Below are 23,727 nucleotides of genomic sequence, written 5' to 3'. Positions count from 1 at the left end.
TTGGCCGAAGCGCGATTGCGGCAACCGTATGTACTGCCAAATGCTCAGCGTTTGGCAGCGCTACGCATGATCAGCGTTGCCGCACCCACCGAGATGGCATCTTCCACCACGCCGGTGCTGGTTTGGCCATAGCGTTCGATTGCGCGCATGCGTGCGTTGAAGGTGAGATAGGCCGCAGCGACGGCAGTGGTAGCGCCGAGCAGTGCAGCGATGCCGCGTTGCTCGCGTGGCGCCAGCGCCGTACCGACGATCACGCCGGTGGCGATGCGGGCAATCATGCCGGGGAGCACGATGCGGTCGGGTGCGGTCTTCATCTTGTCGCCGGCCAGCTCACCACCGGCGAGCGCGAGCATGCCGGCCGATGCGAGCGGATTGGCAAGCAGCTTCGGTGCGCCGTTGTTGGCGGGGAGGTTGCCGGTGCGGGCCGCATTGGCGACCGCTGCCAGCGGGGTCATCGAGCGCATGCCTGCAACCGCGGCCATCAGGATCGAATGAATCAGGGACATGTGGACCTCTGCAGTGATGCGCTTCAGTCGATGCAGGTTGGGATCCTGCAGCCAGCGCTGAGGTGGGTGGGAGCGCAAAGCCTAGGACGTCACATGTGTGCGAGATGGCAAGGTGGTGCCCGCAATGTGCAGGCACCTGGGCAGGACATGCAGTGCCGACCTTGGCGTCACGCGATGTGTGGGGTGAGCGCGAACGCTCAGACGGTGCGATCAGACCGATAGGGGCAGGCCCGGATCTTGAGCCTGTTGGCGGTGACCGAAACTGACGGCGGCCGTACCGTCAGTCGGTGAGCAAGGCGGCGTGGTGGGTGCATTCGATGCGCTTACGGTTGCTTTGCAAGCTTGCCCGTACGCCATGCCATCCACAGGACCGTGACGCCCACGGCCAGGCAGACCAGCACGCCCGGCAGCGATGCTTCCGGGCCGAAGGGGCCGCCGGTGAGCCATTCGGCGATGCCGGGGCGAGCGGTGCTACGAGCAATCGCCGGACCCATGTCGGTCCCTGACACCGCTGCACCGAAGACATAGCCTTGAGTGAAATTCCAGGCGATATGCACGCCGATCGACATCCAGACCCGGCCGGTCAAGGCATAGAACGCGCCCAGCAGGATGCCAGCTTCCAGCGCGATGCAGATCGCAGCAAAGACCGTAGCGTGCGGATTGGCGATATGGCCGAAGCCGAACAGCGCCGCAGACGCGGCGAAGGCGATCCAGGGGCCGAACGCGCGCCAGATCAGGCGCAGGAAAATCGCGCGAAACAGCAACTCTTCGATCACGCCCGCCTGCAAGGCCTTGCGGACTGCCGTCCATGCCGGTGCCATGCCCAGTGCCTGGATGTCGTACAGCCCGAACACCGCCATGATGCCCATGACCGTGGCGAACATGGCCGCACCGATCAGCAGGCCGACGATCAGCTGGGCCAGCATCGGTCGCGTGGCGAGCTCGCTGGCGCGCCGCCCTTCGGCCAGGCGCACCGCAAGCACATAGACACCCAGCCCGACCGCGATACCGACAAGGCTGGCGAGCAATTGCAGGGGGCCGGAGTCCTTGGGGAACAGACCGCCGACGAACCTGCCGGCCATGGGCGCCAATGTGGCAACCACGACAAGCAATACCACTGCCCAGCCGATCGCGCGGAGCCAGCGCAGGCGCCCGGGGTGCAGAAACTTGCGATCACCCAGTTCGATCTGGTGCGTCGTGGGTCCGTTCCCGGTGAAGGAACGTCCGGCAACCGGTTGCAGTGGTGCGTGCATGTGTACAACTCCATGTGGTGTGGTTGCTAGAGAGTGGGTGGGCGAGGCAGGGCGGCGGCTGCCGCGGCGCCCGGTTTCAGGTGGGTGAGACGCTGTCACGCAACAGATGCTTCAGCCCATGCGTGATGCCGCGCGGCGCAACGCTCAGGTGATCTTCGTCGTTGAGCACCTCCAGTTCGATCTGCAAGGATGCATAGCCGCGTGCGCGCAAGCGCCGCACCATGGCCTGGGCATCGGTGACCATGTCGTAGTTCTGGTGGTAACGCCGTTGTTCGTACTCGCCCACATACAGATAGACCTGGGCGGGGAGATCCTTGCGCTTGGCTGCGGATGCGGCTTCCAGCGCCGTCATCGCATGCTCGCCGTACCAATAGGACGGGCTGCCGAGGAGGTAGCCGGAAAACATTTCGGGCGATTGGAGCAGGATCTGCGTGCCCAGCAAGCCGCCGTAGGAGTGGCCGTAATACAGGCGCTTGTGCTCGTCGGTGCGATAGCGTTTGGCAACGAACGGCAGTACCTGATCACGCAGGTAGGCGATGTAGGCGGTGCTTTTGCCATGTGTCGCAACGGGTGGAGCGCCTTCACCATCCTCGGGTGTGGGCGTGTAATCGCGCCGGCGGCTGGGCATCGGCTCATCGCCGACCGCGTACGACAGTCCAACCAGAATGAAATCTTCGATCGCCGGGCCTTCGCCATTCAAGCGGCGTGCGATCTGTCGCACCACCGGAAACGCGTAGTCGCCGTCGGTGGCGTAAAGCACTGGATAGCGCCGGCCCGGGTTGTCCGCATAGCCGCGTGGCAGCGCGACGAACACTTGGTAATTGCGTCCGGAGGCAGGATCCGGGACATCCCACACCTGAGTGTCGACCATTTCATACGGCTTGCCTTCACCACGTTGCCCGGCTGGAATCGCGGCTTTTGCAGTTGCTGCGGGAGCCGGTTTTGGTCGCTGCTCCATAACCTTGGCCGGCGGCGTTGGCGGTGCATCGGTGCAGCCAATGAACAACAAGGCCAACAGTCCGGTCAGCAGTAACTTACTCAACGTGGTCTCCTGGCCGCACTTGGCCGTCTCATAGGCCGCCAACATAAGTCAGCGCGGACGCGCTTGCCATGTCGTTGGGATTGGTGCCGGGCAGGCCCTGCGGAACCGCCATGCCTTTGCTGCGATAGAAATCCGTCCAATACGGTGAAATCTTGCCGGTTTGCAGGTTCTTGAAGTTCATCGGCTGCAGCGCAAAGACGTGATGTGCGCGGAACGCGCGTTCGATGAAGTCCGAGCAGTAGTAGCTGTTGGCGTCCTGCACGTAGGTTTCGTTGTATGGCTTGCCGAGCATGCGCCGTGCCTGGGCGATGGCGTCGGGGATCGCAGCGCGATATGGCTCGGTGAGCCGATACACGCTGATCTGCCGATGCTTGGCGTTGGCCTCGTCCACGAAGTCGCTCAGTGCTTGCTGCCGCGAGCCCTTGTCGTCGGCATGCAGCACCACTTGCGTGTCGCCTTGATGGGCGACCAGTGCCACGTGATCGAAGCTGGGTGCGTCCTGCTTGGCAGTGGCATCGTCGATGGCGCCGCTCAAGCCGGTGCGGGCCGCAGTGACGAACAACAGATCGCCATCCTGTAGCTGCACTGCGATAGAGGTTGCAGGCAGCAGTGCCAGTGCAAGCATGACAAGCAGGAATAAGGTGCGCATGGGAGGCCGGCAGGTGATGCAAGGGGCGACCATTATCGCCAAGAACGGCGGCGCGCTGCCGATGCGGTAAGCGCTCTGTAGAATGCAACTGCCAGCGGGCGTCGCCGCCGCCATCGCGTCGCGGCAATCCTTGTCCGTCTGGAGTCTTGCATGCGTGTTTCTTCTGCTTCTACGTTGTCGCCGATGGGGCGGCTGTTTGCCGTGGCTGCATTTTTAGAGGGGCTGACCTGGGCCGGATTGCTGCTCGGCATGTTGCTCAAGTACGGCACGCACACCACCGAGGTCGTGGTGTGGCTGTTCGGGCGCCTGCATGGCGCCGCGTTCCTGTTCTATGTAGCGGTCAGCGTACTTGCCGCGTTGCGTTTGCGCTGGCCTTGGTGGGCATGGGCGCTGAGCTTGCTGGCCGCGTTGCCGCCGTTGGTGACGGTGCCGTTGGAGATGTGGTTCCGGCGTATCGGCTTGTTGGGTCAACGCACACGCAGCGGTGTCTGAGCGCATCAAGGCAAGCTAGGCACTGCGGAGAATGCCGTGTGTGGCACTCGGCATGTCGCTGCGCAACGCCCCCGATGTCACGCCAGACCATGGACTCCGCAAACGGCCTTTGCAACCATAGGCCGACCAAGGAAGAAGCGGAGTGCAGCAATGCGTTATTGGACGATGGTGGCGACTGCCGCGCTGGCAGGCGTGATGGCGGTGCCGGTGCACGCGCAAACCCCGCAGGAAGCGCTGGATCTGACGCCGTATCTCAGGAATGACCAGTTCGAGCGCATCAAGATTTCGCCCTCGGGTGCGTATTACGCCATCACCATGCCGTTGGAAGATCGCACCGTGCTGGGTGTGGTGCGGCGCGAAGACAAAGTGGCCACGGCCAAGGTGACTGGCGGCGCCAATAGCGTGGTGGATGATTTCTGGTGGGCCAACGACGACCGCATTGTGGTGTCGATGGCGCAGCGGCTGGGCTCGCGCGATGAGCCGATGGCCATCGGCCAATTGCATGCGATCGATGCCGATGGCAAGAACGGGCGGCTGTTGGCCAGCCCCTACGGCACCAACGATGAGATCAACGGTGCACAGTTGAAGATGGAGTTGGATCCGGGCACCTTCATGCTGGACACCTTGCCGGGCGATCCACGCAATATCCTGGTGTCGTCGATTCCGTTCGTCGGCGACCCGAACATCCGCATCGACAAGCTGGACATCTACACGCGCCGACGCAGCACGGTGGCCACCTCGCCAGTGCGCCGCGCCAGTTTTGTCACCGACCGGCAGGGGCGTATCCGGTTTGCGCACGGGGCGGATGTGGAAAACGCCAGCAAGCTGTATTACCGCGACAACGACCAAGCGCAGTGGAAGTTGATCAACGACTCGGCCACCAGCCACCATCGCGAATTTCCGCTTGGCTTTTCTGCCGATGGCACGCAGGCCTATCTGGAAGTGGAGCAGGCCACCGGCACCGATGTGGTGGTGGCGTGGGACCCGGCCACCGGCAAGTCGACGCCGCTGTTGCACGACGACACCGTCGACCCCTACCGGATTTTGCAGGATCTGGACGGCACCACGCCGATCGGTGTGAGCTACATGAGCGATCGGGTACGCAACCGCTTCTTCGATGAGAAAGCGCCGACTGCGCGGTTGTATCGCAGTCTGGAAAAAGCCTTCGGCGACAATGCGGTCTACATCACCTCGGCCACCAGCGATGGCCGCTTCGTGCTCGCCTATGTGTGGAGCGATCGCAATAACGGCGACTACTATCTGTTCGATACGGTGAGCAAGCGTGCGGACCGTGTGTTCAGCCGCCGCGAATGGTTTCCGCCCGATGGCGTGCCGGCCAGCAAACAGGTGAGTTTCAAGGCGCGCGATGGTCTGCAGCTGCATGGCTATCTGACCCAGCCGTTGAATGCCGAGCCCGGCAAGCCGTTGCCGCTGATCGTGATGCCGCATGGTGGGCCGTTCGGTATCTTCGACAAATGGGCGTTCGATGACGAGACCCAGCTGCTGGCTGCGGCTGGCTATGCGGTGCTGCGCGTCAACTATCGCGGTTCGGCCAACTATGGGCGGGCGTTTACGCAGGCCGGTGCCAAGGAATGGGGCGGGCGCATGCAGGACGACCTCACCGACGCCACGCATTGGGCGATCACGCAGGGCGTGGCCGATGCATCGCGCATCTGCATGTACGGCGCCAGCTATGGCGGCTATGCGGCGTTGATGGGCGTGGCCAGGGAGCCAGGCTTGTACCGCTGCGCTGCCGGCTACGTCGGCGTGTACGACCTGGACATCCTGGCGCGCGACAACGCCAGTCGCGCGCGCTGGGCCAAGAACTGGACGGGCGATTGGCTGGGCGCACGCGAGACCTTGGCGGCACGCTCGCCGGTGACCCTGGCGCGCCAGATCAAGGTGCCGGTGTTTCTGGCCGCAGGCGGCAAGGACGAGCGCGCGCCGGTGGCGCATACCGAACGCATGGAGCGCGCATTGAAAGTGGCCGGTGTGCCGGTGGAGTCCCTGTATTTTCCCAACGAAGGCCATGGCTTCTATACCGAAGCGCATCGGCGTGAGTACTACACGCGCTTGCTGGCGTTCTTGAACAAGCAGCTGGGCGGCCGCACGGCGAAGTAAGGGCTTGGTGGTTGCATCCGGTTTTGTCCGGATGCAACGTGTGGCCGAGCAGCGTAGTGGTGATGTGGTGGTGCGGGATGTTCAGGCACCGGACAAGGCTGTGGCTGATTGGCAATGTCGCGTGATATGCCTTGCGTATTTATCGGTAAGGCATCGCGGCCAGGGCCGCTCCTACGCGACAGGGTGCCTGCGTCAGCGTGCGCAGGTCGCCGGCGCCTGGTGCGGCGCCGGCGACCGTGCTGCCTGTGCGCCGCTCAGTTCTTGGGCATCGGCTTCATCTGATACTCCGCCGGCGGCGTGGCGCCGAGCAGGTACTGTACGAAATAATCCCAGCGGCGGCGTGTGACATACGGGGTGAGATCGCCGTAGCCATGTTTGGCGTTGGGCAGCATCAGCATGTCGAAGTTCTTGTTGGCCTTGATCAGCGCATCGGCCACCAGCAAGGTGAGATACGGCGGCACGTTGTCGTCCAGGGTGCCGTGCACCAGCATCAGCCGGCCCTTGAGATTGGCGGCGCGGCCAGCGTTGGCCTGGTCGTCGTAGTTGGACGTGCCATCCTTGTTGACGATGTGCTCGCCGTGATACTTCTCGGCCCAGTCGTCTTCGTAACCGCGGTTGTCGTGGTTGCCACTTTCCGACCAGGCCACCTTGAACAAGTCCGGGTAGCGCAGCATCGCGGCGGTGGAGGCATTGCCGCCGCCGGAATGGCCCCAGATGCCGATGCGGCTCAGGTCGATCCACGGATAACGCTGACCCAGTTCCTTCAAGCCGGCCACCTGGTCGGGCAGCGTGTTGTCGCCCATGTTGGCGTACCAGGTGTCGTGGAAGGTCTTGCTACGCCACGGCGTGCCCATGCCGTCGATGGCGATCACGATGAAGCCCAGCTCGGCCAGCGATTGATTGTCGCCGTGGCCGGCAAGGAAACTGCGGCCACGTACCGATCCGGTCTGCGGGCCGGGATAGATGTAATCGATCACCGGGTATTTGCGCGCCGGGTCGAAGTTGCTGGGCTTGAACATCAGCCCGTACAACGTGGTCTTGCCGTCGCGCGCCTTGACCGTGATTGGCTCCGGCGGCACCCAGCCGGCGGCCTTGAGGCGGGTGATGTCGGCAGTGGCAATCGTGCTGACGGTGCGTCCGTCGCCGGCATCGCGCAACAGCGTGATTGGCGGGGTGACTGAGGTGGAATAGGTATCGACAAAGCGCGCGCCATCGGGCGAGAGCGCAATGTGGTGATCGGCCACTTCGGGTGTGAGCAGCACCGGCTCACCGCCGTCCAGGCTCACCTTCCACAGCTGCTGGTAGTACGGGTCCACACCCGGCGTGCGGCCCACACCGACGAACCACGCGGTGCGCGTCACCGGGTCCACGCGCAACAACTCGGTGACGTTGCCTTCGCCGGTGGTGATCGCGCGCTTGGGTTTGCCGGTGCCCAGATCGTAGAGATACAGCTGGCCCCAATCGCTGCGTTCGGAGAACCACACCGCCTCGTTGCTGCCAGGCAGGTACGCCCAGTTGGCGGCGACCTGGCCGCTTTCGTAATAGGTCTTGGCGGTTTCGTCGAAGGCGGTGCGCACCTCGCCAGTGGCGACATCGGCGATGCGCAACCAGGTCTGCTTGTGGAAGCGCGAGGTGGAGGCGAAGGCCAGCGTCTTGCCGTCCGGCGCCCATTTCACATCGTCCCACAGGCCCGGCGAGCAGCTCACGTCGTCGCACAGGGTGGAGCGGTGCTGATCCGGCGGCAGTTTCAGCCGCAGCACGCTGCGCGTGGGCACGTCGATGACCACGCGCTCGATCATGGTCACGTCCTTGTCGCCGGCCAGCGGGTATTTCCACGACTGCAGTTCCGGATGCCCGAGCTTGGTGCTGACCAGATACATGTCGCCGGTCTTGCGCTGGTCCTGCTGGAAGGTGGCGATCTTGCGTGAGTCCGGCGACCAGGCAACGATGGCGTTGTCGCTGTGCTGCCAGCCGGCGTTGTCGGTGGCGTAGCCGAAGTTTTCCACGCCGTCGCGGGTGAGCTGGGTTTCCTGGCCGCTGGCCAGATCGCGCACCCACAGGTTCCAGTTGCGGATGAAGGCTTCGCTGCGCTTGTCCGGCGATGGCACGCCCGGCTCCGCCTTGTCCTTTGCATAGAGCTTGCTGCAGCGTGCACGCGTGTCGCAGACCACGGCGGTATCGCGGACGTTGAGGCGGTAGCGGCCATCGGCGGTGCGCTTGACCACTGGTGCGAACGTGTCGGCCTTGAGCGGTTTGTCGCCGGTCTTCAGCAGCGTATTGAGCGAGCCGACCAGCGCGGACTGCTTGAACAGCGGCGCGGTCTTGCCGGTGGCGGTATCCAGCTGCAGTAGCCGGTTGCCGGTGGCATCGTGATCGACATAGACCACATGGGTGGCGTCCAGCCAGTCGATGCGCGTGGCTTGGTGATCGACCAGCGGTTGCGCCAGATAGCTGGTGAGACGCTCGGCGCGGGCGTAGTCGGCCTCGGTCACGCTGGGGACCTGCGCGCTGGCCAGCGCGGGCAGCGCGGCGATCGCCAGGGCGGTGAGCAGGTGGCGCATCGGCAACGGTGTGAGCATGTGGACCTCGTCGGAAGGGGCGCGCGTCGATGCGGTCGACGCAGCCCCCTGATGCTACCTGGGCCGGCGGTGCGTGTGCCTCTGCCATAGGTCGTGCCATGGCCGTAGACCAAGCCGTTGCGACAGGCGCAACGTGCGCCGACATCCGGGGTGTGCCGCGCGGCAGGGCGTGTGGCTACTTGCCCATGCAGCGCTTCCAGCGCTCGTTCACCCGCTGCGCGAACCAGGCGGTGGTGAGCGTGCGGGTGATCTTCGGGCTTTCCAGGGTGATACCCGGCAATACGGCGCGCGGCAACGGTTTGCCGGTGCTGCGCTCGGCCAGCGCGAACACCTGGCGATACAGATCGGTGTCCTCGAAATCGGCCTTATCGCCGGCTTCCAGCGCACGGCGGAGTTGCCGGTCGCTCATCGCCAGCTGGCTGCCCAGGGCGCGTGCGGCACGTTCGGTGCCGCCCGGTGCCTCCAGGCTGGCGCCGGGTGTGAGCAGGTCGCCGTCCAGCGCGAGCGCGATGCCGCTGGCCTTGCTCAGCGCGGCCTGGAAGGCGGCATTGCGGCTGGCGTACCAACCGGCGTTGAAGTCGGCGAAGCGATACAGCAGTGCATCGTAATTGGCCGGATACCCGAGCAGATGTCTGGTGCCGAACCACAGCCCGCCGCGACGGCTGAAGACTTCATGGCGCATCGAGTCGCCCGATGGATACGGGTAGCGCTCGGCATGCTGCTCGGCAAACGCGATGCTCACCTGCATCGGCCCGGCGGTGTGCACCGGATTGAGCCCGTCGAACAGGCGCGCGCCCAACGGCACGCTGCCGGTGAAGTCCTCGAAGATCTTGCTCAACTCCTGCTCGGTGCGCGCGCTCGCAATGCGCGTGGCATAGCTGCGGCCATCGGGGGAGTCGATGCGCAGGGCGGCGTCGACCATGAAGCCGGGAATGTGGTGCGCACTGGCGCGGCGGTCGATCTCCGCGCGCGAAATCTTGCCAAGATTGGGAACGACGGGATTGGCCTGATAGGTCGACTCCTGCTCGGTCACCGCCAGCACCGCGCAGATGTGCTCGGGGCTGGTGTCCAGCGCCTGCGAGGACAGCGCCACGTACACATCGTTGGCCCAGCCGGCGCGATCGGTGAGGGTGGCCGGCAGGCGCCGGGCGATATCGGCCTTGACCGCATCCGGAGAGCGCTGCGGCGCACGCGGGGCCTGGGTGGCGCAGGCCGACAGCAAGGCGACGGCAAGCAACGTGAGCAGGCGGGGCAAGCAGGATGTCACGGCGTCTCCAGATCTCGGGCGGCGGCTGCCGTGCGGCAGTTTACGTCGCTGCCGGACAGGTGCCAGCACACACCGGCACACACCAGCACACACCAGCACACACGGGATGCCGGCAGCTCGCTGCGTCGGTCGCTCCGATTCAAGCCAGGTGCGATCAGGCCGATAACGAGCTCGATCAGGAACGTCGCGATCACGGTGCCTGGCATGCCTGCCGGTCATCATTGCAGAGGTTGCTGCATCGATGTCGCGTTCAAGCAAGCGCCGACCTTGCCCAATTCCACCGCTGTCCACCCATGGGAGTGCCTGAAATGCCGCAGCAACCAGCAAGCCCGGTTCGGGTCGGAGGTGTCGCCGTGGTCACGGTCCCGGCGCGTTGTGCCTTGTCGCCGTCATGAGTCGCCGATGAGCCTCCTTGCGGCACGCTGGCAACGGGTCTTCGCGGGGATCGCATTACTGCTGAGCAGCGCGGTGGTGTGGGCGCAGCCGCAGCCGTGGAAGGCGATCGAATCGGCCGCCATCGACGACCCCAAGGCCGCGTTGCAGACCGCCCAGACCTTTTTGCAGCAGGCGCGCAGCAATGGCGATGCCGACGCGCAATTCTGGGCCTTGCTGGCCCAGGCGCGCATCCTGATCTCGCTGGAAGACAACGATCATCGCCAGCTGGTGCTCAGCCAGGCGCGTACCGTGTTGGAGCAATTGCATGGCAACGCCGCGCAGGCGCAGCTGTGGCTGGATACCGTGCAGGCACTCAGCGATGTGCGCGAAAACCCCAACCGCGGCATGGTGACGCGATTGGAAGATCTGCGTCAGCGGGCGCGGGCACTGGGTCGCAACGATCTGCTGTGCGAAGTGGAAGCGGTCGACATGTGGAGCATGCTGGCCTCCAGCAGCAGCGATGAGGCATGGAAGGCGGCGCAGGCCAGCTACCAGTGTGCGGTGCGCGAGCACACCTTGAGCCTGGAGCTGGACGCGTTGACCCAGCTGGGGTCGCTGGCCAGCCGTGTCGGCGGGCGCATGGCAGAAGACAGCGAAGCCGAAGATTATCTGCAGCATGCCTTGACGCGCCTGCACGGCCAGCCGGCACGCTTCCAGCGCAGCCTGATCGAATACGAATACGGCACCTCGCTGGCCGCGCAGCAACCCGAGGCCGCCTTGCTGCATTTCAAGCGCGCGCTGGCGCTCAGCCGCGAGCTCGGCGATCAGGCCGGCGTGGCCGCAGCACTGACCAGCGCCAGCGAAGCCCTGAGCGAAACCGGCGATGCGAATGCGGCACTGGCAATGGCGCGCGAGGCGCTGCCACTGATGCAGAAACAAGGCAACGTTGGCCGTATCGCCGCGTGTCATGCGGTGTTGCTGCAGGCATTGACGGTGTTGAAGGCAGACAGTCTGGGGGCCGAGATCGTCGCGGCCAGGGCAGCGGACGACCCGAACCTGACCTTGAGCCGGCGTGCGCAACTGCTCGATGCCATTGCCCAGGCGCTGGCAGCGGAAGGCCGCCATGCCGAGGCATACCAGGAACTGCAACGCGCCAACACGCTGCGCGCGCAAAGCCTGGATCGCCAACGCGACACCGTGATGCTGCGCTTGCAGGCGCGCTACGAAGATGCCCGCCGTGGCGCCGAAACCGCCGAGCTGCGCCGCCGCAGCGAGACCGCGCAACTGGCCTTGCAGGCGCGCGAAGCCGGCCAACGCACGCTATGGATCGCGCTATGTGCGGCCTGCCTGCTGTTGCTGGGCGCCTTGGTGGTGCTGGCCTTCGGTGCGCGCCATCGCCGTCAGCTGTCGCGGCTGGCGATGCGCGACGAACTCACCGGCCTGCCCAATCGCCGCGCCATTCGTTCCGAGGCGCAACAGCAGATCGAGCAATCGTTGCGCTCGCAGATCCCGTGCATGCTGGCGTTGATCGATCTGGATCACTTCAAGTTGATCAACGATGTACACGGCCACGCCACCGGCGATGCGGTGCTCAAGGCGCTTGCCAGCGCCTCGAAGCTGGCTTTGCGCACGCAGGATCGCCTGGGCCGGCTGGGCGGCGAAGAATTCCTGCTGGTATTGCCGGGCTGCAACGCGGAAGAAATTCCTGCGGTGTTTGCGCGCCTGCGCAGCGCCGTGGCTGCGATCCAGATTCCCGGCCTGCCGGCAGACCAGCCGGTGCGGTTCTGCATGGGCGCGGTCAGCGTCACCGCCGCCACCGGCCTGGACGTGCTGCTGAGCCAGGCCGATCTTGCGTTGTATGCAGCCAAGACTGCAGGGCGCGATCAATGGGCGGTGTGCTGAGCGTGCGTGCGTCGATCGCGTGTTTGCGGATCGCGCTCTTTAAATCGCTGGGGTCTGCAGTCGCGCTGCAGCATCGAGCAACGATGCGCCTTTAAACCGCATGACGTTTTTCATCGCAGTGCGTTGTGCACCTGCGTGTGAGGTGACCAGTGGAGTCAAGCGAAGCGAGCAGGCTCGATCGCCTCTTGCGGACCACGTATCGCGGTCCGCAAGGCGCCACCGACGATACCGTCGTGCTTACTGGCTGACTTCCTGCATCGGCACCTTGTGCTCCTTGGAATATGCGCGCTGCGCGGTATTCAGGGCTTCGATATCGACATTGAGCTGGGCCGACACGGTTTCCAGGTCCTTGGCCAGCGGTGCCAGCTCGGTATTGGTGTAGCCGTTGGGCAGTGCGGCAAAGCGCTCCAGCGCGGCCATCATCGCGTCGGCGCTCTTGAGGTAGGCCGACAACTTGCCGTCCAGGTCCTTGGCGTTGTCCGGCACGCCCGAGGCCACGGCGGCATTGGCCTGCGCATTGGCGGCAAGCGCCTTGCGTTGGCTGCCCAGCGCGGTCTTGTAGCTGTCCAGCGGCTTGTGCGCGATGGCATCGTTCACCAGGCTCTGCCCGCGATCGCCGGACACCCACGGGTCGATGATGGTCACCGCGCCATTCCAGACCGAGATGTTGTGCAACAGATAGTCGCTGGAGGAGAGCTTGGAAGCGCCGGTAGTGGTGCCGCCGCCGCAGGCAGCAAGCAGCAGACTGAGAGAGACAAGCAGGAGTGTGGTGAACGTCTTCAAAGCGAAAGATCCTTGAGGGAAGACTGTTGCCGCCGTTGCATGGCGTCACAGCAAAAAATCCAAGGAAGCGTCCAGACAATCCGCGTGGCAGTGCTGCCGGCCATCTTCCTTGAGACGAATGCAGCGTGGAGCGTTCCATGTCACTCGATCGAGTGCGCTGCGCGGCGATTATAGCGGCTGCGACCAGGCTGCACGTGCATAGCGTCGTGTTGCAGTTGAAGGCCGCGTCCTGTTTGCGCGATCACGCCGGCAGGCGCCGATGCAAAGTGCCAGCAGTAAACTGCGTCGCACGATTGCAGAGAGGCTTGCTTGAAGAAACGTCCCAAATCACCGCCACCGATGCCGGTGCCTGCCAATTCCCGCATCGTCGACTGGCTTGTCCGCGGGGTGGTCCTCGTGATCGCGGTGGCCTGTTGCGGGCGGCTATGGTTGTTGCTGCAGGCGGTAATCAGCGGGCGCTATGTCAGCGTCGTTCGTGGTCGGCCGGCCAGGACGTTCTATGCCGACACCGACCCGCAGCGCTACTGGATCTCGATCGGCTGGGACGGCCTGTGGACCATTGCCCTGTTGGCGATGGTGGGCGTGTTTGCGTATCTCGCATGGAAGGATTACCGGCGCGATCGTGCCAATGCCATGCGGCGCGGCAGACGCTGATGGCAGGCCACGCCCACCGACCATATCGACGGGTCCTTGCCCGCCCACCGTCTCGGGCTCTTACGCGGCATGGATGCCGCGTACATGGACGTACTTGCAGCGTGTCCCGCGATGGTGAGCGGGCAAGGGCCTTGCAGCCAGGCCGCAGATCAGCGGCTGCACACACCTGGCAGTTTTGTGCGCGACTCTTGAACAGACTTCACGGTGTCCCACGCTTGCGCGAAGGTTTGGCTGCGTTGCGCTTCGGCCAGGTGTCGTAGCTGTAGACGAACTCTTTCTGGTCGGCGCCGCGTGTCGGGTCGCAATGCCAGGAGCTGGCGACGATGCCGGCTTCCAGCACATCGTCGACCTCGCGCACGGACTGCGATTCGAAGGCGCAGATCGCCCCGTAGAGTTTGACGTCCCAGTCCGGGCTTGCCGTTTGATGGGCATGCTGCACCAGTACGATGTCGCTGCCTTGGAAGTGGTGCACCTGTGCGCTGCGGTCGCGCGCGATGCTGAAATAGCACGGCGCACCGATGCCCAGCGGAAACACTTCGTCGTCGCGCAGCACGGCGCATTTGCCATCTTGCTCGCCCAAGCGAATCGTGCGCCCGGCCAGTGTGGCGGTGGTGACAGGGTTGGAGAGCGTGACTTCAGACATGGGCTGCGCGGGCGGTGTCTGTGCCTGCGATTGCGTCTGTGCGCCTGCTGGCGTGCAGAGCATCAGCACGAGTGGGGCCAACGATAAAGCAGTGAGATGGAGGCGCATGCAACATCCTTGTCGAGGGCGGTGCAGTATCGCAGATTCATCCGCTATCGCTGTCTGCATGGCCCACGCGCTGAGGTGCCTCAATGATGGCGGGGGCGGTTGTACCTGATCGCGCAGACGATACTCAGCGCCGCGCAGGCAACGTCGCCAGCACACCATCCAAGGCGAGTTGCGTGCTGAAACCAGCCTTGCTCAGGCGCTTGCTCACTTCGTTGGGAACATCGCGCCCGCTGGTGAATTTGTTGGGCGCGCCGGTGTAATGGAACATGCGCCCGCCACGGCGTAGCACGCGCGCCAGCTGGTCGTAGAACAGCTGCGAATACAGCTCGCCGGCAATGCCGAAGCGCGGCGGGTCGTGCAGGATGGCGTCGACCGAACCGTCGGCCAGTGTGCTGACGTGCTGCGAGATATCGGCGTGTGTTAGCTGGAGACGTCCACCGCTGGCGTCGTCGTCCGGATCCGGCGACCACGGATTGAGGGTGCGCAGCCACAGTACGTCGGCGTTCTTTTCGAACGAGTGCAGTTGCGCCACGCTGGCCTCCAGGCAGCAGGCGGCGAAATAGCCCAGGCCACCACAGGTATCCAGCACGACCTTGCCGCGCGGATCCACCAGCGCCACCTTGCGGCGCGCATCGTCGAACGGCGACAGTTGTGCCGACGGCAGCATCTTGATGCCGTCGATCTCGAAGGTGGGCGCGCCCCATTCGGTCGGCACCAGCTTGATCAACGCACCGTTGAAACGCGAGATCGGCGCAAAGTCGTCGCCATCCCAGAAGTACAGCGTGCGCTCCTTGAGCTTGCCCGGATACGGGTAACCCCGGCCGCGCCACTGCCAGGTCTGCGCATCCAGCTGCGCAGTACCGGTACTGCGGCCCAGGTCCAGCGACCCGGTCCATTGAGTCAGACCATTTCCGCGCGCGGCAAGCAGGGCTTGGGCGTCAGAGAGAATGAGTAGTGGGCCGGAGTAATGGGGCACGGGTGGCGGGTCTGTATGGTTGGGCGCGCGTCACGCGCGTGGCCGGTGCAGGAAAGGGACTTGCATCGTAACCGACCCATTGCGTGTGGGCATCCTGTGGCCGGCGGGGTGGCAGCGGTGCGCGACAGCGGCTGAGGCGGGCGGATTCCTCCGACCCACCCGGCGCCGCATACTGTGCACTGCCCGCACCGACATCGCGTCGGATCGGCGCCAACCGTGGAGTGTCGGCAATGCTGAAGGGTGTGTTGTTGGGGTTCGCCTGTTACGCGGCCTATTCGATCAGCGATGCGTTCGTGAAGCTGCTCGAAGGCACGTTGCCGGTCTACGAAGTGCTGTTTCTCGGCGCGTTGCTGATGCTGGTGGCAGTGCCGTTCTTGAAGAAGCCCGACGACCGCTTGCGCGAGCTGGTGATGGCCAAGCAGCCCAGTCTGTGGCTGCTGCGCGCGCTTACCGGCGCGATCGGCAATCTGACCTCGGTGATCGCCTTTACCACCTTGCCGATGGCCGAGGCCTTTGCGCTGATCTTCTTGATGCCGATTTTCGTGACCGTGCTGTCGGTGGTTTTCCTCAAGGAAGAAGTGCATTGGCGGCGTTGGTCGGCGGTGATCGTGGGCTTCATCGGCGTGTTGATCGTGTTGCGCCCCGGCTTTCGCCATCTCACCCACGGGCATGTGGCTGCGATCGTCTGTGGCCTGGTGGGTGCGATCTCGGTGATCACCTTGCGCATGGCCGGCCATAGCGAGAAGCGTTTGACGCTCTATGGCGCCGGCGTGATCGGCCCGTTGGTGATGGGCGGGATCATGATGTTGCCGACCTTCGTCTGGCCCACGCTGTACCAGTGGTACTTGTTGGCAGGCTACGGCTTGCTCGCCGGTCTGGCGGCGATCTGCCTGATGTACGCCACGCGCATGGCACCGGTGAGCGTGGTGGCGCCCACGCAATACAGCCAGATGTTGTGGGCGATCGCGTTCGGCTATCTGCTGTTTCACGACCATCTCGATTGGCCGATGGCGGTGGGCATCGCGTTGATTCTGGGCGCTGGTTTGTTCACGCTGGTACGCGAAGAACAGGTGTCGCGTTGGTGGCGACGGACCAAGATTGTTTGAAGGCGGTGGAGTCGGGATTGGGGATTGGGGATTGGGGATTGGGGATTAGCAGCAGCGCGTGATACTGATGGCGCCGCGCTTTGTCGCTATTACGAATCCCCAATCCCCAATCCCCAATCCCGGCTTTTATCACGGAGACGTAGTGGATTCCGGGCGCGGTGCGCGCCAGGCTTCGACGATGCGCGCGTACTCGCCGCTGGCCTTGCTCAGGTGCAGCCATTGGTCGACATAGGCCTTCCATGCGGGGTCGTCGCGCGGCAGCAGAAAGGCTTTTTCGCCGTATTGCAGCGGTTGCTCCGGCGCGATGGCGCATAGCGCGGGCAGGCGTGCCTGCTGGTACAGCGCCTCGGAGGCATCGGTGATCATCACGTCGGCACGCTGGTCCACCAGCTCCTGAAAGATGGTGGTGTTGTCGGCGAACAGGCGCAGGTTCGCGCGCGGCAATTCGCGCCGCGCGAAGGCTTCGTTGGTGCCGCCGGGCGGCTCGATCACGCGCACGTCGGGTCGATTGAGTTGCGCGATGCTGCGGTAACGCGTCTGATCGGCGCAGCGCACCAGCGGGATTTTGCCGTCCACGTCCAGAACCGTGCTGAAGCTGGCCTGGCGTTGCCGCTGCAAGGTCACCGAGATGCCGCCGACTGCAATGTCGCAACGATCGGCGAGTAGATCGGGCATCAATTGCGGCCAGCTGGTGCGTACGAATTGCACGCGTGCACCCAGGCTGGCGCCAAGCGACTGTGCCAGCGCGATGTCGCTGCCTTCGAAGTGCCCGTCTGCGCGCAGCAACGAATAAGGACGATAGTCGCCGGTGGTGCACACGCGCAGCACGCCGGATTGCAGCACTGCATCCAGACGTGAGGCAGGCTCGGCAGCCTGCGCACTGCCGCAGGTCAGCAGGAATGCGAGCAGAGCGCGATAACGCATGGTTTTGCCTCGAAGATAACTCGTCATGATAACCATGGACTACACCGTTGGTTTCGCCGCGTTTTCAGCGAACGCACGTCAACAGCGTGTCAGCGCGGCGATGCCCAGGATCACGGTGCACTAGCGCTGCGCGGCCTAGCGTTGATGCACCACTGAACGCAACGGAGCCGTCCATGCATCTCAATCCACGTACTGCTCGCCCGATGACCACGTTCACCACAGGCGTGGCGGCGCATGGCACGCCCGATCCGGATACCAACGAAGAAGAAATTCCGTTGGAAGAGCAGGCGCCGCAGCAAGGCGGTTTGCGCGAGGAGGTGGGCGATCTGGAAGAGGATGACGATCAGGCACTGCCGGGCCGTGTCGGTGGTGGGCTTGCTGGGGGCTAGTAAGTGTTGGTTGCTGGGTAGCGTTTTGGGAGTTGATTAACACGTCAGGGGAACTGCACGTTGCCCGGTTCGAAGTACACCGGCTTGTTGCCGTCTTCGGGCAGTGCAGGAATCGTATCGAGAATGGCCTTGCCGCGGATGTCGGTGATGCGGATGGACAGTGGTTGGTTGCCCAGTTGCTCGCCCAGGAAGTGGTTGTAGTCCATCTTCTGCAAGCTCTTCCAAATGCTGCCTTGCTTCACTTCGAACTTGACCACCGGGTAGGCGTGGTTACGCACCTGGATCGCCGCCCACCAACGTGAGCTGCCTTCCTTGATGCGGTATTGCACGTTGCCGGTGATGGGTGCGCGCACGATTTTCCAGCTGATCGGGATGCGCCCTTGCACCATGTCGCCGATTGCAGCAAAGGCATTCGGTGATAAGTCCAGGCCGCCGGATGCGCCGTCCGGATACAGGTCGGTGACATAGACAACGGTCTTGCCCTTGGGGCCGGTCACTTCCAGATACGCGCCGGCAAGCGCGGCCTTGACTCCACCGAAGTTCATCTGGGTCGGGTTGAGTGCGGTGATGAACGCGTTGCTGGGAATCGGATCCAGCAGGACTGCACCGCCGGAATAGCCGGAGCCGGTGTAGGTCGCTGTGCCGCTGAAGGTGCTGTTCCAGGTGGTCGCCTTGCTCGCGTTGGCGGTGCTCGCGCTTTTTGCGGATGCGCTGGCAGATGTAGCTGTCGCCAAGCCCCATGCTTGATGCAGGATCTGCAGCTTGTCGCTGCGCAGGCTGCCATTGCTGGCGAGCAGGCCGCCGTTGTTGGCATTGCCTACTTCCCAGCTACCCAGAAAGGCACTGCGCATGCCGGTGCTTGCCAGATAGCCGCTCAATGCCTGTTGCCATGCGGGGTCGCGCGGGTCGCCATCGCCCAGGCCGCCGCCAATGCTCACCGGCAGTACCGCATGGTCGGCGGCAAACGTGCCGAAGTCGCGTTGCCAGCCCGCTGGCAGACTGCGTGGAAAGTCGGCCGCTGCGAAGGCATCTGCCGCATCGCGATCCGGCCCCGCCAGTTTGGGCATCAACACCAGTTGCTTGGCCGGGATGCGCAATGGCACGCAGGCAAGCGGCTGCAGATTGCTGCCGGGCGCCTTGCGCGCGGAGTCGCTGCAGAGCGCGTTGTTGCCCACACCTTCCACGCCTACCACCCAGCGTGGTGCCTGTTTGAGGACGGTGGCCGCCGCGCGCGAGGCGATGCGATTCCAGTCGGCGTCTGCGCTGTTTCCGGCCCAAGTGGCATTGCGGTAACCGCTGCTGCCCAGATCAATGCCGATCACACCGGTGGTGGTGCCGTAGCGGGCGGCGAGCGTGGTCAAGCCGTTCGTCCACGCTTGCTGCTGCGCGCCCAGCTGTGGTGCGGAGTCATCGCACCCGCCATCGGCAAATGCGAGCAGGACCTGCATGCCGCGTTGGGTGCTGGCGCGCACAACCGCGTCGAGCACCTGCAATGAAGTCAGGTCGCGCAGTGCGGGGTCGCCTGCGACATCTGCCGCAGCGACGGGCTTGGCTTGCAGCGTTGCCGTGCAGATCGGCACACGCAGCGCATTGATATCGGCTGCCTGCATCTGATCCAGCGTCTGTTGCAGCGTGCTGTTGCGCAGACCCGCCGCAACCAGCGCAGCGCGGTCGAAGCCTGGCCAGGTCACGCCGCGCAGTTGCAGCGCCTGACCGCGCGCATCGACCAGTTGCCCGTGCGCATCGACCTGCACGGCCAATGCAGAGACCGGGGCCAGCAACGTCATGGCCAGCAATAGATGGGAACGTGAGTACATGGGAGTGTCCTGAGGGTTGGGCCCGCGCAGGAGACCAGCAATCGCCACGTGCGGTCCGTGCGCGCAGTCAAGGAAGCGGGCAGGAGCGCGTGCTGCAGCCAGTGCAACGAGCGCGCTGGGACGCGGATCGCTGTTTGTGCGAGATGCCGCACGATTGTCATCTTGGTCGCGGCAGTGAATGCCCTGCCAACGCGCAGCCCAAGCTGCATGGCGCAACACGCGGCGTGCAACCCGCACTGTGCGCACCGCAGCATGGCGCTGTCCGCTCGGCATGCGCCGGCGTATTTGCCGGCCTACCCGGCGTTGCTGTTCAAACCGCTGGTGCGCGCTGCCGCGATCTCGTATTTTTGACGGCTTGTTCACTTGCCGGTGCCGTGCCCATGTCTGACCCGTCCGCGCCCGATCATCTGCAACGCAGCCTGTCCAATCGCCACCTGCAGCTGATCGCCATCGGTGGCGCGATCGGCACCGGGCTGTTCATGGGCTCGGGCAAGACCATCAGTCTGGCTGGCCCGTCGATCCTGTTCGTCTATCTCATCATCGGCGCGATGCTGTTCTTCGTGATGCGCGCGATGGGCGAGCTGCTGCTGTCCAACCTGGAGTACAAGTCGTTCATCGACTTTTCCACCGACCTGCTCGGGCCGTGGGCCGGGTTCTTCTGCGGCTGGACGTACTGGTTCTGCTGGATCATTACCGCCATCGCCGATGTCATCGCGATTGCGGCGTATGCGCAGTTCTGGTTTCCGGGATTGGCGCCGTGGATTCCAGCCATTCTCTGCGTGCTGTTGCTGCTGAGCCTGAATCTGGTGACGGTCAAGTTGTTCGGCGAGATGGAATTCTGGTTCGCGTTGATCAAGATCGTCGCCATCGCCGCGTTGATCATCACCGGCGCCGGGCTGGTGGCGTGGGGCTTCCGCTCGCCGTCTGGCAATGTGGCCTCGCTGTCGAACTTGTGGAACGACGGCGGCATGTTCCCGATGGGCATCGGCGGGTTCTTCGCCGGTTTTCAGATCGCGGTGTTCGCCTTCGTCGGCATCGAGCTGGTCGGCACCACCGCTGCGGAAACCGCAGACCCGCGCCGCAATCTGCCCAAGGCGATCAACTCGATCCCGGTACGTATCCTGATTTTCTACGTTCTGGCGCTGATCGCGATCATGGCGGTGACGCCGTGGCGGCAGGTGGTGGCCGACAAGAGCCCGTTCGTGGAGTTGTTCGTGCTGGCTGGCGTGCCTGCTGCGGCCAGCCTGATCAACTTCGTGGTGCTGACCTCGGCCACCTCCTCGGCCAATAGCGGCATCTTCTCCACCAGCCGCATGCTCTACGGCCTGGCCGAGGAGCAGCATGCGCCGAAGGGCTTCGCCAAGCTGTCGCGTGCAGCAGTGCCGGCGCGCGGGCTGTTGTTCTCCTGCGTGTGTCTGTTGCTGGGCGCGATGCTGGTGTATCTGATTCCCAACCTGGTCACTGCGTTCACGCTGGTCACCACGTTGTCGGCGGTGCTCTTCATGTTCGTGTGGTCGCTGATCTTGTGCGCCTATATCGCGTATCGGCGCAAGCGCCCGGAGCAGCACGCGGCCTCGGCGTTCAAGATGCCCGGTGGCGTGTTGATGTGCTACGTGTGCCTGGCGTTTTTCGCCTTCGTCATCGTGCTGCTGACCTTGCAGGCCGACACGCGCCAGGCTTTGCTGGCCAGCCCGGTGTGGTTCCTGCTGCTGGCGATCGGCTATGCGGTGAAGCGGAAGCAGACACGCACAGGCTGAGCGCACGCAAGACCGACCGAAGACATCACCAAGGCCCCGCACTGCGGGGCTTTGGCGTCTGTGGCTGCACGGCGCCGCGATAAAGGCCACTGGCAGCTAAGCGCGTTTTGCGCGCGACGTTGACGCCGATCGGATGGAACGGGATGCTCGCCGCCATCCATCGCCACGGCCTGCCGCATGATCATGACACACCCGATTGCCGGAACGCAGCACACGCAAGGTTCCTGGGTCGACCTGTGCCAACCCACTGCACAGGAGCTGGCGCAGGCCGCAGAACAGGTGGGGTTCGCGCTGCCGGATCGCGCGGCGATCGGCGAGATCGAATTCAGCAGCCGGGTGCGGCGCCAGGGCGAGGTGCTGTTTCTCAATGTGCCGCGCTTTCAGGACGACGATGGCCCGACCGCGCCGCTGGGCTTTGCGGTGTCGCCGACCATGTTGGTCACCTTGCGCGAGCAGCGCTTGGGCTCGCTGGAGGCGGTGGCTGCGCGGCTTGAACACGAGCCCTGCCACAGCGCCGACGATTTGTTGCTGCGCATGTTCGACCAGCTGGTGGGCCGCCTGGCAGACCGGCTGGAATCGCTGGAAGCCGAGGTCACCGACACCACCCGGCAGGTGTTCGACGAGCCGCACAAGACCAAGGATCTGGAGCGCATGCTGCATCAGGTGGGCGGCATGGGCCGGCGCCTGGGCGGGCTGCACAATGCCGGGCAGGGACTGCTGCGCCTGGTCACCTATCTGGACGGCACCGCGCCGGACTGGTTCGGCGACGACGCGGCTAAACGCATCGGATTGCTGCACAAGGACCTGACCACCTTGAGCGAATTTCAGCAGCACATGGACGACCGCATCGAGTTCCTGCTCGACAGCGTGCTGGGCATGATCAACATGGACCAGAACAACGTGATGAAGGTGATGGCAGTGGCGTCGGTGGTCGGCATCCCGCCCACGGTGCTGGTCGGCATCTGGGGCATGAATTTCGCCTACATGCCCGAGCTCAAATGGCACGACGCCTATTTCTGGGCGCTGGGCGTGATCGTGCTGAGCATGGTGGTGCCGCTGGTGTGGTTCCGCAAACGCGGATGGGTGTAATGCATCAGAGCCGGAAACTAGTAGGAGCGCACCTGGGCGCGATATGGCATTACCGGGAAGGCCATATCGTGCCCAGGGGCGCTCCTACGAGGTGCCGTCAGGGCAATCATCTGTTGCCTACAGTTGCGTGACTACGCAATGCCAAGCTAGGGCAGCTCGGTAGCTGTGCAGCTCGCGACAGAATGCAGGAAAACCGTAGGAGCGCACCAGGGCGCGATGCGGGGTTACCGGTAAGGCCCTCGCGCCCAGGGGCGCTCCTACAGGGTGGGCTGGGATGCGCAGCTTTCACTGCGCATCGCGTCGTACTGGAAAACTGCCCAGCTGCGTAGCGTGCCACCAGGCGATGCGCATTGTTTATTGCTGCCGGGCGGCCTGGATCAGCCCTTGGCCTGGAAGCTGGCCTCCTCGTAAGGCTGCACCACCACCCAGCCTTCGCCGGCAAAACGCATCTGCAGGCTTTCGCCCGAGCCGCGGCCGAATAGGGTGCCGATCGACACGTCGGTGACCAGCTCCGGGGTCAGCGTGCCCGACCAGGCCACGGTGGCATTCGGGTCGGTGAACACCGGGCCGCTGGCAGCGGTGACCGGCAGGGTCAGAGGCTCGTAGTGCGAGGTGATCGCCACGATGCCGTGGCCGCTCAGGCGCACGTTGAACAGGCCGCCGGACAGCATGCCGGCCACTTTGCGCATCATGGTGATCTTGTGCTCGACACCGGATTCGAACGCCAGCACGTCGTTGCCGTTGACGAAGATCGCCTCGCCATTCAAACGCAGCAGCGTCACCAGCTTGCCGAGGTCGGCCAGATACACCCGGCCCTGGCCTTCGGCCTTCATCAGCTGCATGCCTTCGCCGCTGACCGCCTTTTTCAGCAGGTTGCCCAGACCCTGTTCCAGCAGACCCTCGCGGGTGAACTTGACGTTGCCGGTGCGCGCGACCATGGCGCCGGCCTTGGACCACACCATGCCGTTGAGGCGCACTTCCAGCAGGTGCGGGTTTTCCAGTTCGAACGGATCGGGGCTGACGTCCTTTTCCTTGGAATGGGCGAGAAATTCGTTGAGCGTGCGTACGGCCATGGGTCCATCCCGGAGCGTGAAAGAGTGCGCATGATACGCGGCATGCCGGTGTCTTCGAAGCGTGCTGATGTGCGAGCCGCCTTTCGTCTGCGGGCATGGCGCGCCGATCGGTACGAAGGCGCGTCGCAAATAAAACAACCGCTCGGCCTGCGCCGTGCTTCTGAGATCAGCGTCGGATTCACGACACTGCTGCCGGGCTAGATTGCTCCTACAGATAACGTC

At 64.3% G+C, this 23,727-nt stretch carries 20 protein-coding genes; 8 read left to right on the top strand and 12 right to left on the bottom strand.

Annotation, left to right across the window (positions count from 1 at the left end):
* Window positions 1-44: 44 nt before the first annotated feature.
* The 4 genes from AC1KVG_RS19765 to AC1KVG_RS19750 all read right to left on the bottom strand — a co-directional run bounded on the left by AC1KVG_RS19765 (window position 45) and on the right by AC1KVG_RS19750 (window position 3,450).
* A complete protein-coding gene (locus AC1KVG_RS19765; RefSeq protein WP_043889465.1) occupies window positions 45-506 on the bottom strand; it encodes a DUF4126 family protein in 462 nt (153 codons plus the stop codon).
* A 323-nt stretch (window positions 507-829) separates the two neighbouring features.
* Window positions 830-1,759, bottom strand: coding sequence for a CPBP family intramembrane glutamic endopeptidase (locus AC1KVG_RS19760; RefSeq protein ID WP_481095511.1), 930 nt, complete (start codon window positions 1,757-1,759; stop codon window positions 830-832).
* Window positions 1,760-1,835: 76 nt separating this feature from the next.
* Window positions 1,836-2,717, bottom strand: a complete 882-nt coding sequence (locus AC1KVG_RS19755) for an alpha/beta hydrolase (RefSeq protein ID WP_481095524.1) — start codon at window positions 2,715-2,717, stop codon at window positions 1,836-1,838.
* Window positions 2,718-2,829: 112 nt separating this feature from the next.
* Window positions 2,830-3,450, bottom strand: a complete 621-nt coding sequence (locus AC1KVG_RS19750; protein ID WP_481095510.1) for a YiiX/YebB-like N1pC/P60 family cysteine hydrolase — start codon at window positions 3,448-3,450, stop codon at window positions 2,830-2,832.
* Window positions 3,451-3,600: 150 nt separating this feature from the next.
* Between AC1KVG_RS19750 and AC1KVG_RS19745 the strand changes: the two genes are divergently transcribed.
* Both AC1KVG_RS19745 and AC1KVG_RS19740 read left to right on the top strand, forming a co-directional pair.
* The gene (locus tag AC1KVG_RS19745; protein ID WP_481095509.1) at window positions 3,601-3,942 is read left to right on the top strand and encodes a DUF3817 domain-containing protein; all 342 of its coding nucleotides are present in this window, start codon (window positions 3,601-3,603) and stop codon (window positions 3,940-3,942) included.
* Between the two features lie 150 nt (window positions 3,943-4,092).
* Entirely contained in the window at window positions 4,093-6,063 is a 1,971-nt protein-coding gene (locus AC1KVG_RS19740) for an alpha/beta hydrolase family protein (protein ID WP_481095508.1), read from the top strand.
* 254 nt (window positions 6,064-6,317) lie between these two features.
* On the opposite strand, the gene AC1KVG_RS19735 is transcribed toward AC1KVG_RS19740, so the two are convergent.
* Together AC1KVG_RS19735 and AC1KVG_RS19730 are read right to left on the bottom strand one after the other, a co-directional pair.
* Complete coding sequence (locus AC1KVG_RS19735; RefSeq protein ID WP_481095507.1) at window positions 6,318-8,642, bottom strand: S9 family peptidase; 2,325 nt, start codon at window positions 8,640-8,642, stop codon at window positions 6,318-6,320.
* A 175-nt stretch (window positions 8,643-8,817) separates the two neighbouring features.
* Window positions 8,818-9,909 (bottom strand): DUF1615 domain-containing protein, encoded by a 1,092-nt coding sequence (locus AC1KVG_RS19730; RefSeq protein WP_481095506.1) that lies wholly within the window; start codon window positions 9,907-9,909, stop codon window positions 8,818-8,820.
* Between the two features lie 402 nt (window positions 9,910-10,311).
* Here AC1KVG_RS19730 and AC1KVG_RS19725 point away from each other — a divergent pair, with 402 nt between their 5' ends.
* On the top strand, window positions 10,312-12,186 hold the full coding sequence (locus AC1KVG_RS19725; protein ID WP_115037624.1) for a GGDEF domain-containing protein: 1,875 nt from the start codon (window positions 10,312-10,314) through the stop codon (window positions 12,184-12,186).
* A gap of 237 nt (window positions 12,187-12,423) precedes the next feature.
* On the opposite strand, the gene AC1KVG_RS19720 is transcribed toward AC1KVG_RS19725, so the two are convergent.
* A complete protein-coding gene (locus AC1KVG_RS19720; protein ID WP_268214100.1) occupies window positions 12,424-12,969 on the bottom strand; it encodes a hypothetical protein in 546 nt (181 codons plus the stop codon).
* 309 nt (window positions 12,970-13,278) lie between these two features.
* Here AC1KVG_RS19720 and AC1KVG_RS19715 point away from each other — a divergent pair, with 309 nt between their 5' ends.
* A complete protein-coding gene (locus AC1KVG_RS19715; protein ID WP_481095505.1) occupies window positions 13,279-13,623 on the top strand; it encodes a hypothetical protein in 345 nt (114 codons plus the stop codon).
* A 199-nt stretch (window positions 13,624-13,822) separates the two neighbouring features.
* Here the strand turns inward: AC1KVG_RS19715 and AC1KVG_RS19710 are convergent, their stop codons facing one another.
* Window positions 13,823-14,374, bottom strand: a complete 552-nt coding sequence (locus tag AC1KVG_RS19710) for a hypothetical protein (protein ID WP_481095504.1) — start codon at window positions 14,372-14,374, stop codon at window positions 13,823-13,825.
* A 124-nt stretch (window positions 14,375-14,498) separates the two neighbouring features.
* Window positions 14,499-15,350, bottom strand: coding sequence for a class I SAM-dependent methyltransferase (locus AC1KVG_RS19705; RefSeq protein ID WP_481095503.1), 852 nt, complete (start codon window positions 15,348-15,350; stop codon window positions 14,499-14,501).
* A 230-nt stretch (window positions 15,351-15,580) separates the two neighbouring features.
* Between AC1KVG_RS19705 and AC1KVG_RS19700 the strand changes: the two genes are divergently transcribed.
* A complete protein-coding gene (locus AC1KVG_RS19700) occupies window positions 15,581-16,456 on the top strand; it encodes a DMT family transporter (RefSeq protein WP_023905229.1) in 876 nt (291 codons plus the stop codon).
* Window positions 16,457-16,585: 129 nt separating this feature from the next.
* On the opposite strand, the gene AC1KVG_RS19695 is transcribed toward AC1KVG_RS19700, so the two are convergent.
* Entirely contained in the window at window positions 16,586-17,380 is a 795-nt protein-coding gene (locus AC1KVG_RS19695) for a transporter substrate-binding domain-containing protein (protein WP_481095502.1), read from the bottom strand.
* A gap of 173 nt (window positions 17,381-17,553) precedes the next feature.
* On the opposite strand from AC1KVG_RS19695, the gene AC1KVG_RS19690 reads away from it, so the two are divergent.
* Window positions 17,554-17,769, top strand: a complete 216-nt coding sequence (locus AC1KVG_RS19690; protein WP_023905227.1) for a hypothetical protein — start codon at window positions 17,554-17,556, stop codon at window positions 17,767-17,769.
* Between the two features lie 44 nt (window positions 17,770-17,813).
* Here the strand turns inward: AC1KVG_RS19690 and AC1KVG_RS19685 are convergent, their stop codons facing one another.
* Window positions 17,814-19,586, bottom strand: coding sequence for an expansin EXLX1 family cellulose-binding protein (locus AC1KVG_RS19685; RefSeq protein ID WP_481095501.1), 1,773 nt, complete (start codon window positions 19,584-19,586; stop codon window positions 17,814-17,816).
* A 380-nt stretch (window positions 19,587-19,966) separates the two neighbouring features.
* Between AC1KVG_RS19685 and cycA the strand changes: the two genes are divergently transcribed.
* Entirely contained in the window at window positions 19,967-21,343 is a 1,377-nt protein-coding gene (gene cycA / locus AC1KVG_RS19680; protein WP_115037636.1) for a D-serine/D-alanine/glycine transporter, read from the top strand.
* A gap of 177 nt (window positions 21,344-21,520) precedes the next feature.
* Window positions 21,521-22,432 (top strand): CorA family divalent cation transporter, encoded by a 912-nt coding sequence (locus AC1KVG_RS19675; RefSeq protein WP_481095500.1) that lies wholly within the window; start codon window positions 21,521-21,523, stop codon window positions 22,430-22,432.
* 377 nt (window positions 22,433-22,809) lie between these two features.
* Here AC1KVG_RS19675 and AC1KVG_RS19670 read toward each other — a convergent pair whose 3' ends face one another.
* The gene (locus AC1KVG_RS19670) at window positions 22,810-23,505 is read right to left on the bottom strand and encodes an AIM24 family protein (protein ID WP_023905222.1); all 696 of its coding nucleotides are present in this window, start codon (window positions 23,503-23,505) and stop codon (window positions 22,810-22,812) included.
* Between the last annotated feature and the right edge of the window lie 222 nt (window positions 23,506-23,727).

Source organism: Xanthomonas sp. NCPPB 3959, assembly GCF_056675575.1.
Note: the sequence above shows the minus strand (reverse complement) of the source record. Positions and strands in the feature narration are given on the sequence as shown.

Excerpts from the sequence above, each read along its gene's own strand:
- AC1KVG_RS19765 (WP_043889465.1), bottom strand. The coding sequence starts at position 506 with ATGTCCCTGATTCATTCGATCCTGATGGCCGCGGTTGCAGGCATGCGC.
- AC1KVG_RS19760 (WP_481095511.1), bottom strand. The coding sequence starts at position 1,759 with ATGCACGCACCACTGCAACCGGTTGCCGGACGTTCCTTCACCGGGAAC.
- AC1KVG_RS19755 (WP_481095524.1), bottom strand. The coding sequence starts at position 2,717 with ATGGAGCAGCGACCAAAACCGGCTCCCGCAGCAACTGCAAAAGCCGCG.
- AC1KVG_RS19750 (WP_481095510.1), bottom strand. The coding sequence starts at position 3,450 with ATGCGCACCTTATTCCTGCTTGTCATGCTTGCACTGGCACTGCTGCCT.
- AC1KVG_RS19745 (WP_481095509.1), top strand. The coding sequence starts at position 3,601 with ATGCGTGTTTCTTCTGCTTCTACGTTGTCGCCGATGGGGCGGCTGTTT.
- AC1KVG_RS19740 (WP_481095508.1), top strand. The coding sequence starts at position 4,093 with ATGCGTTATTGGACGATGGTGGCGACTGCCGCGCTGGCAGGCGTGATG.
- AC1KVG_RS19735 (WP_481095507.1), bottom strand. The coding sequence starts at position 8,642 with ATGCTCACACCGTTGCCGATGCGCCACCTGCTCACCGCCCTGGCGATC.
- AC1KVG_RS19725 (WP_115037624.1), top strand. The coding sequence starts at position 10,312 with ATGAGCCTCCTTGCGGCACGCTGGCAACGGGTCTTCGCGGGGATCGCA.
- AC1KVG_RS19710 (WP_481095504.1), bottom strand. The coding sequence starts at position 14,374 with ATGCGCCTCCATCTCACTGCTTTATCGTTGGCCCCACTCGTGCTGATG.
- AC1KVG_RS19700 (WP_023905229.1), top strand. The coding sequence starts at position 15,581 with ATGCTGAAGGGTGTGTTGTTGGGGTTCGCCTGTTACGCGGCCTATTCG.
- AC1KVG_RS19695 (WP_481095502.1), bottom strand. The coding sequence starts at position 17,380 with ATGCGTTATCGCGCTCTGCTCGCATTCCTGCTGACCTGCGGCAGTGCG.
- AC1KVG_RS19690 (WP_023905227.1), top strand. The coding sequence starts at position 17,554 with ATGCATCTCAATCCACGTACTGCTCGCCCGATGACCACGTTCACCACA.
- AC1KVG_RS19685 (WP_481095501.1), bottom strand. The coding sequence starts at position 19,586 with ATGTACTCACGTTCCCATCTATTGCTGGCCATGACGTTGCTGGCCCCG.
- cycA (WP_115037636.1), top strand. The coding sequence starts at position 19,967 with ATGTCTGACCCGTCCGCGCCCGATCATCTGCAACGCAGCCTGTCCAAT.
- AC1KVG_RS19675 (WP_481095500.1), top strand. The coding sequence starts at position 21,521 with ATGATCATGACACACCCGATTGCCGGAACGCAGCACACGCAAGGTTCC.
- AC1KVG_RS19670 (WP_023905222.1), bottom strand. The coding sequence starts at position 23,505 with ATGGCCGTACGCACGCTCAACGAATTTCTCGCCCATTCCAAGGAAAAG.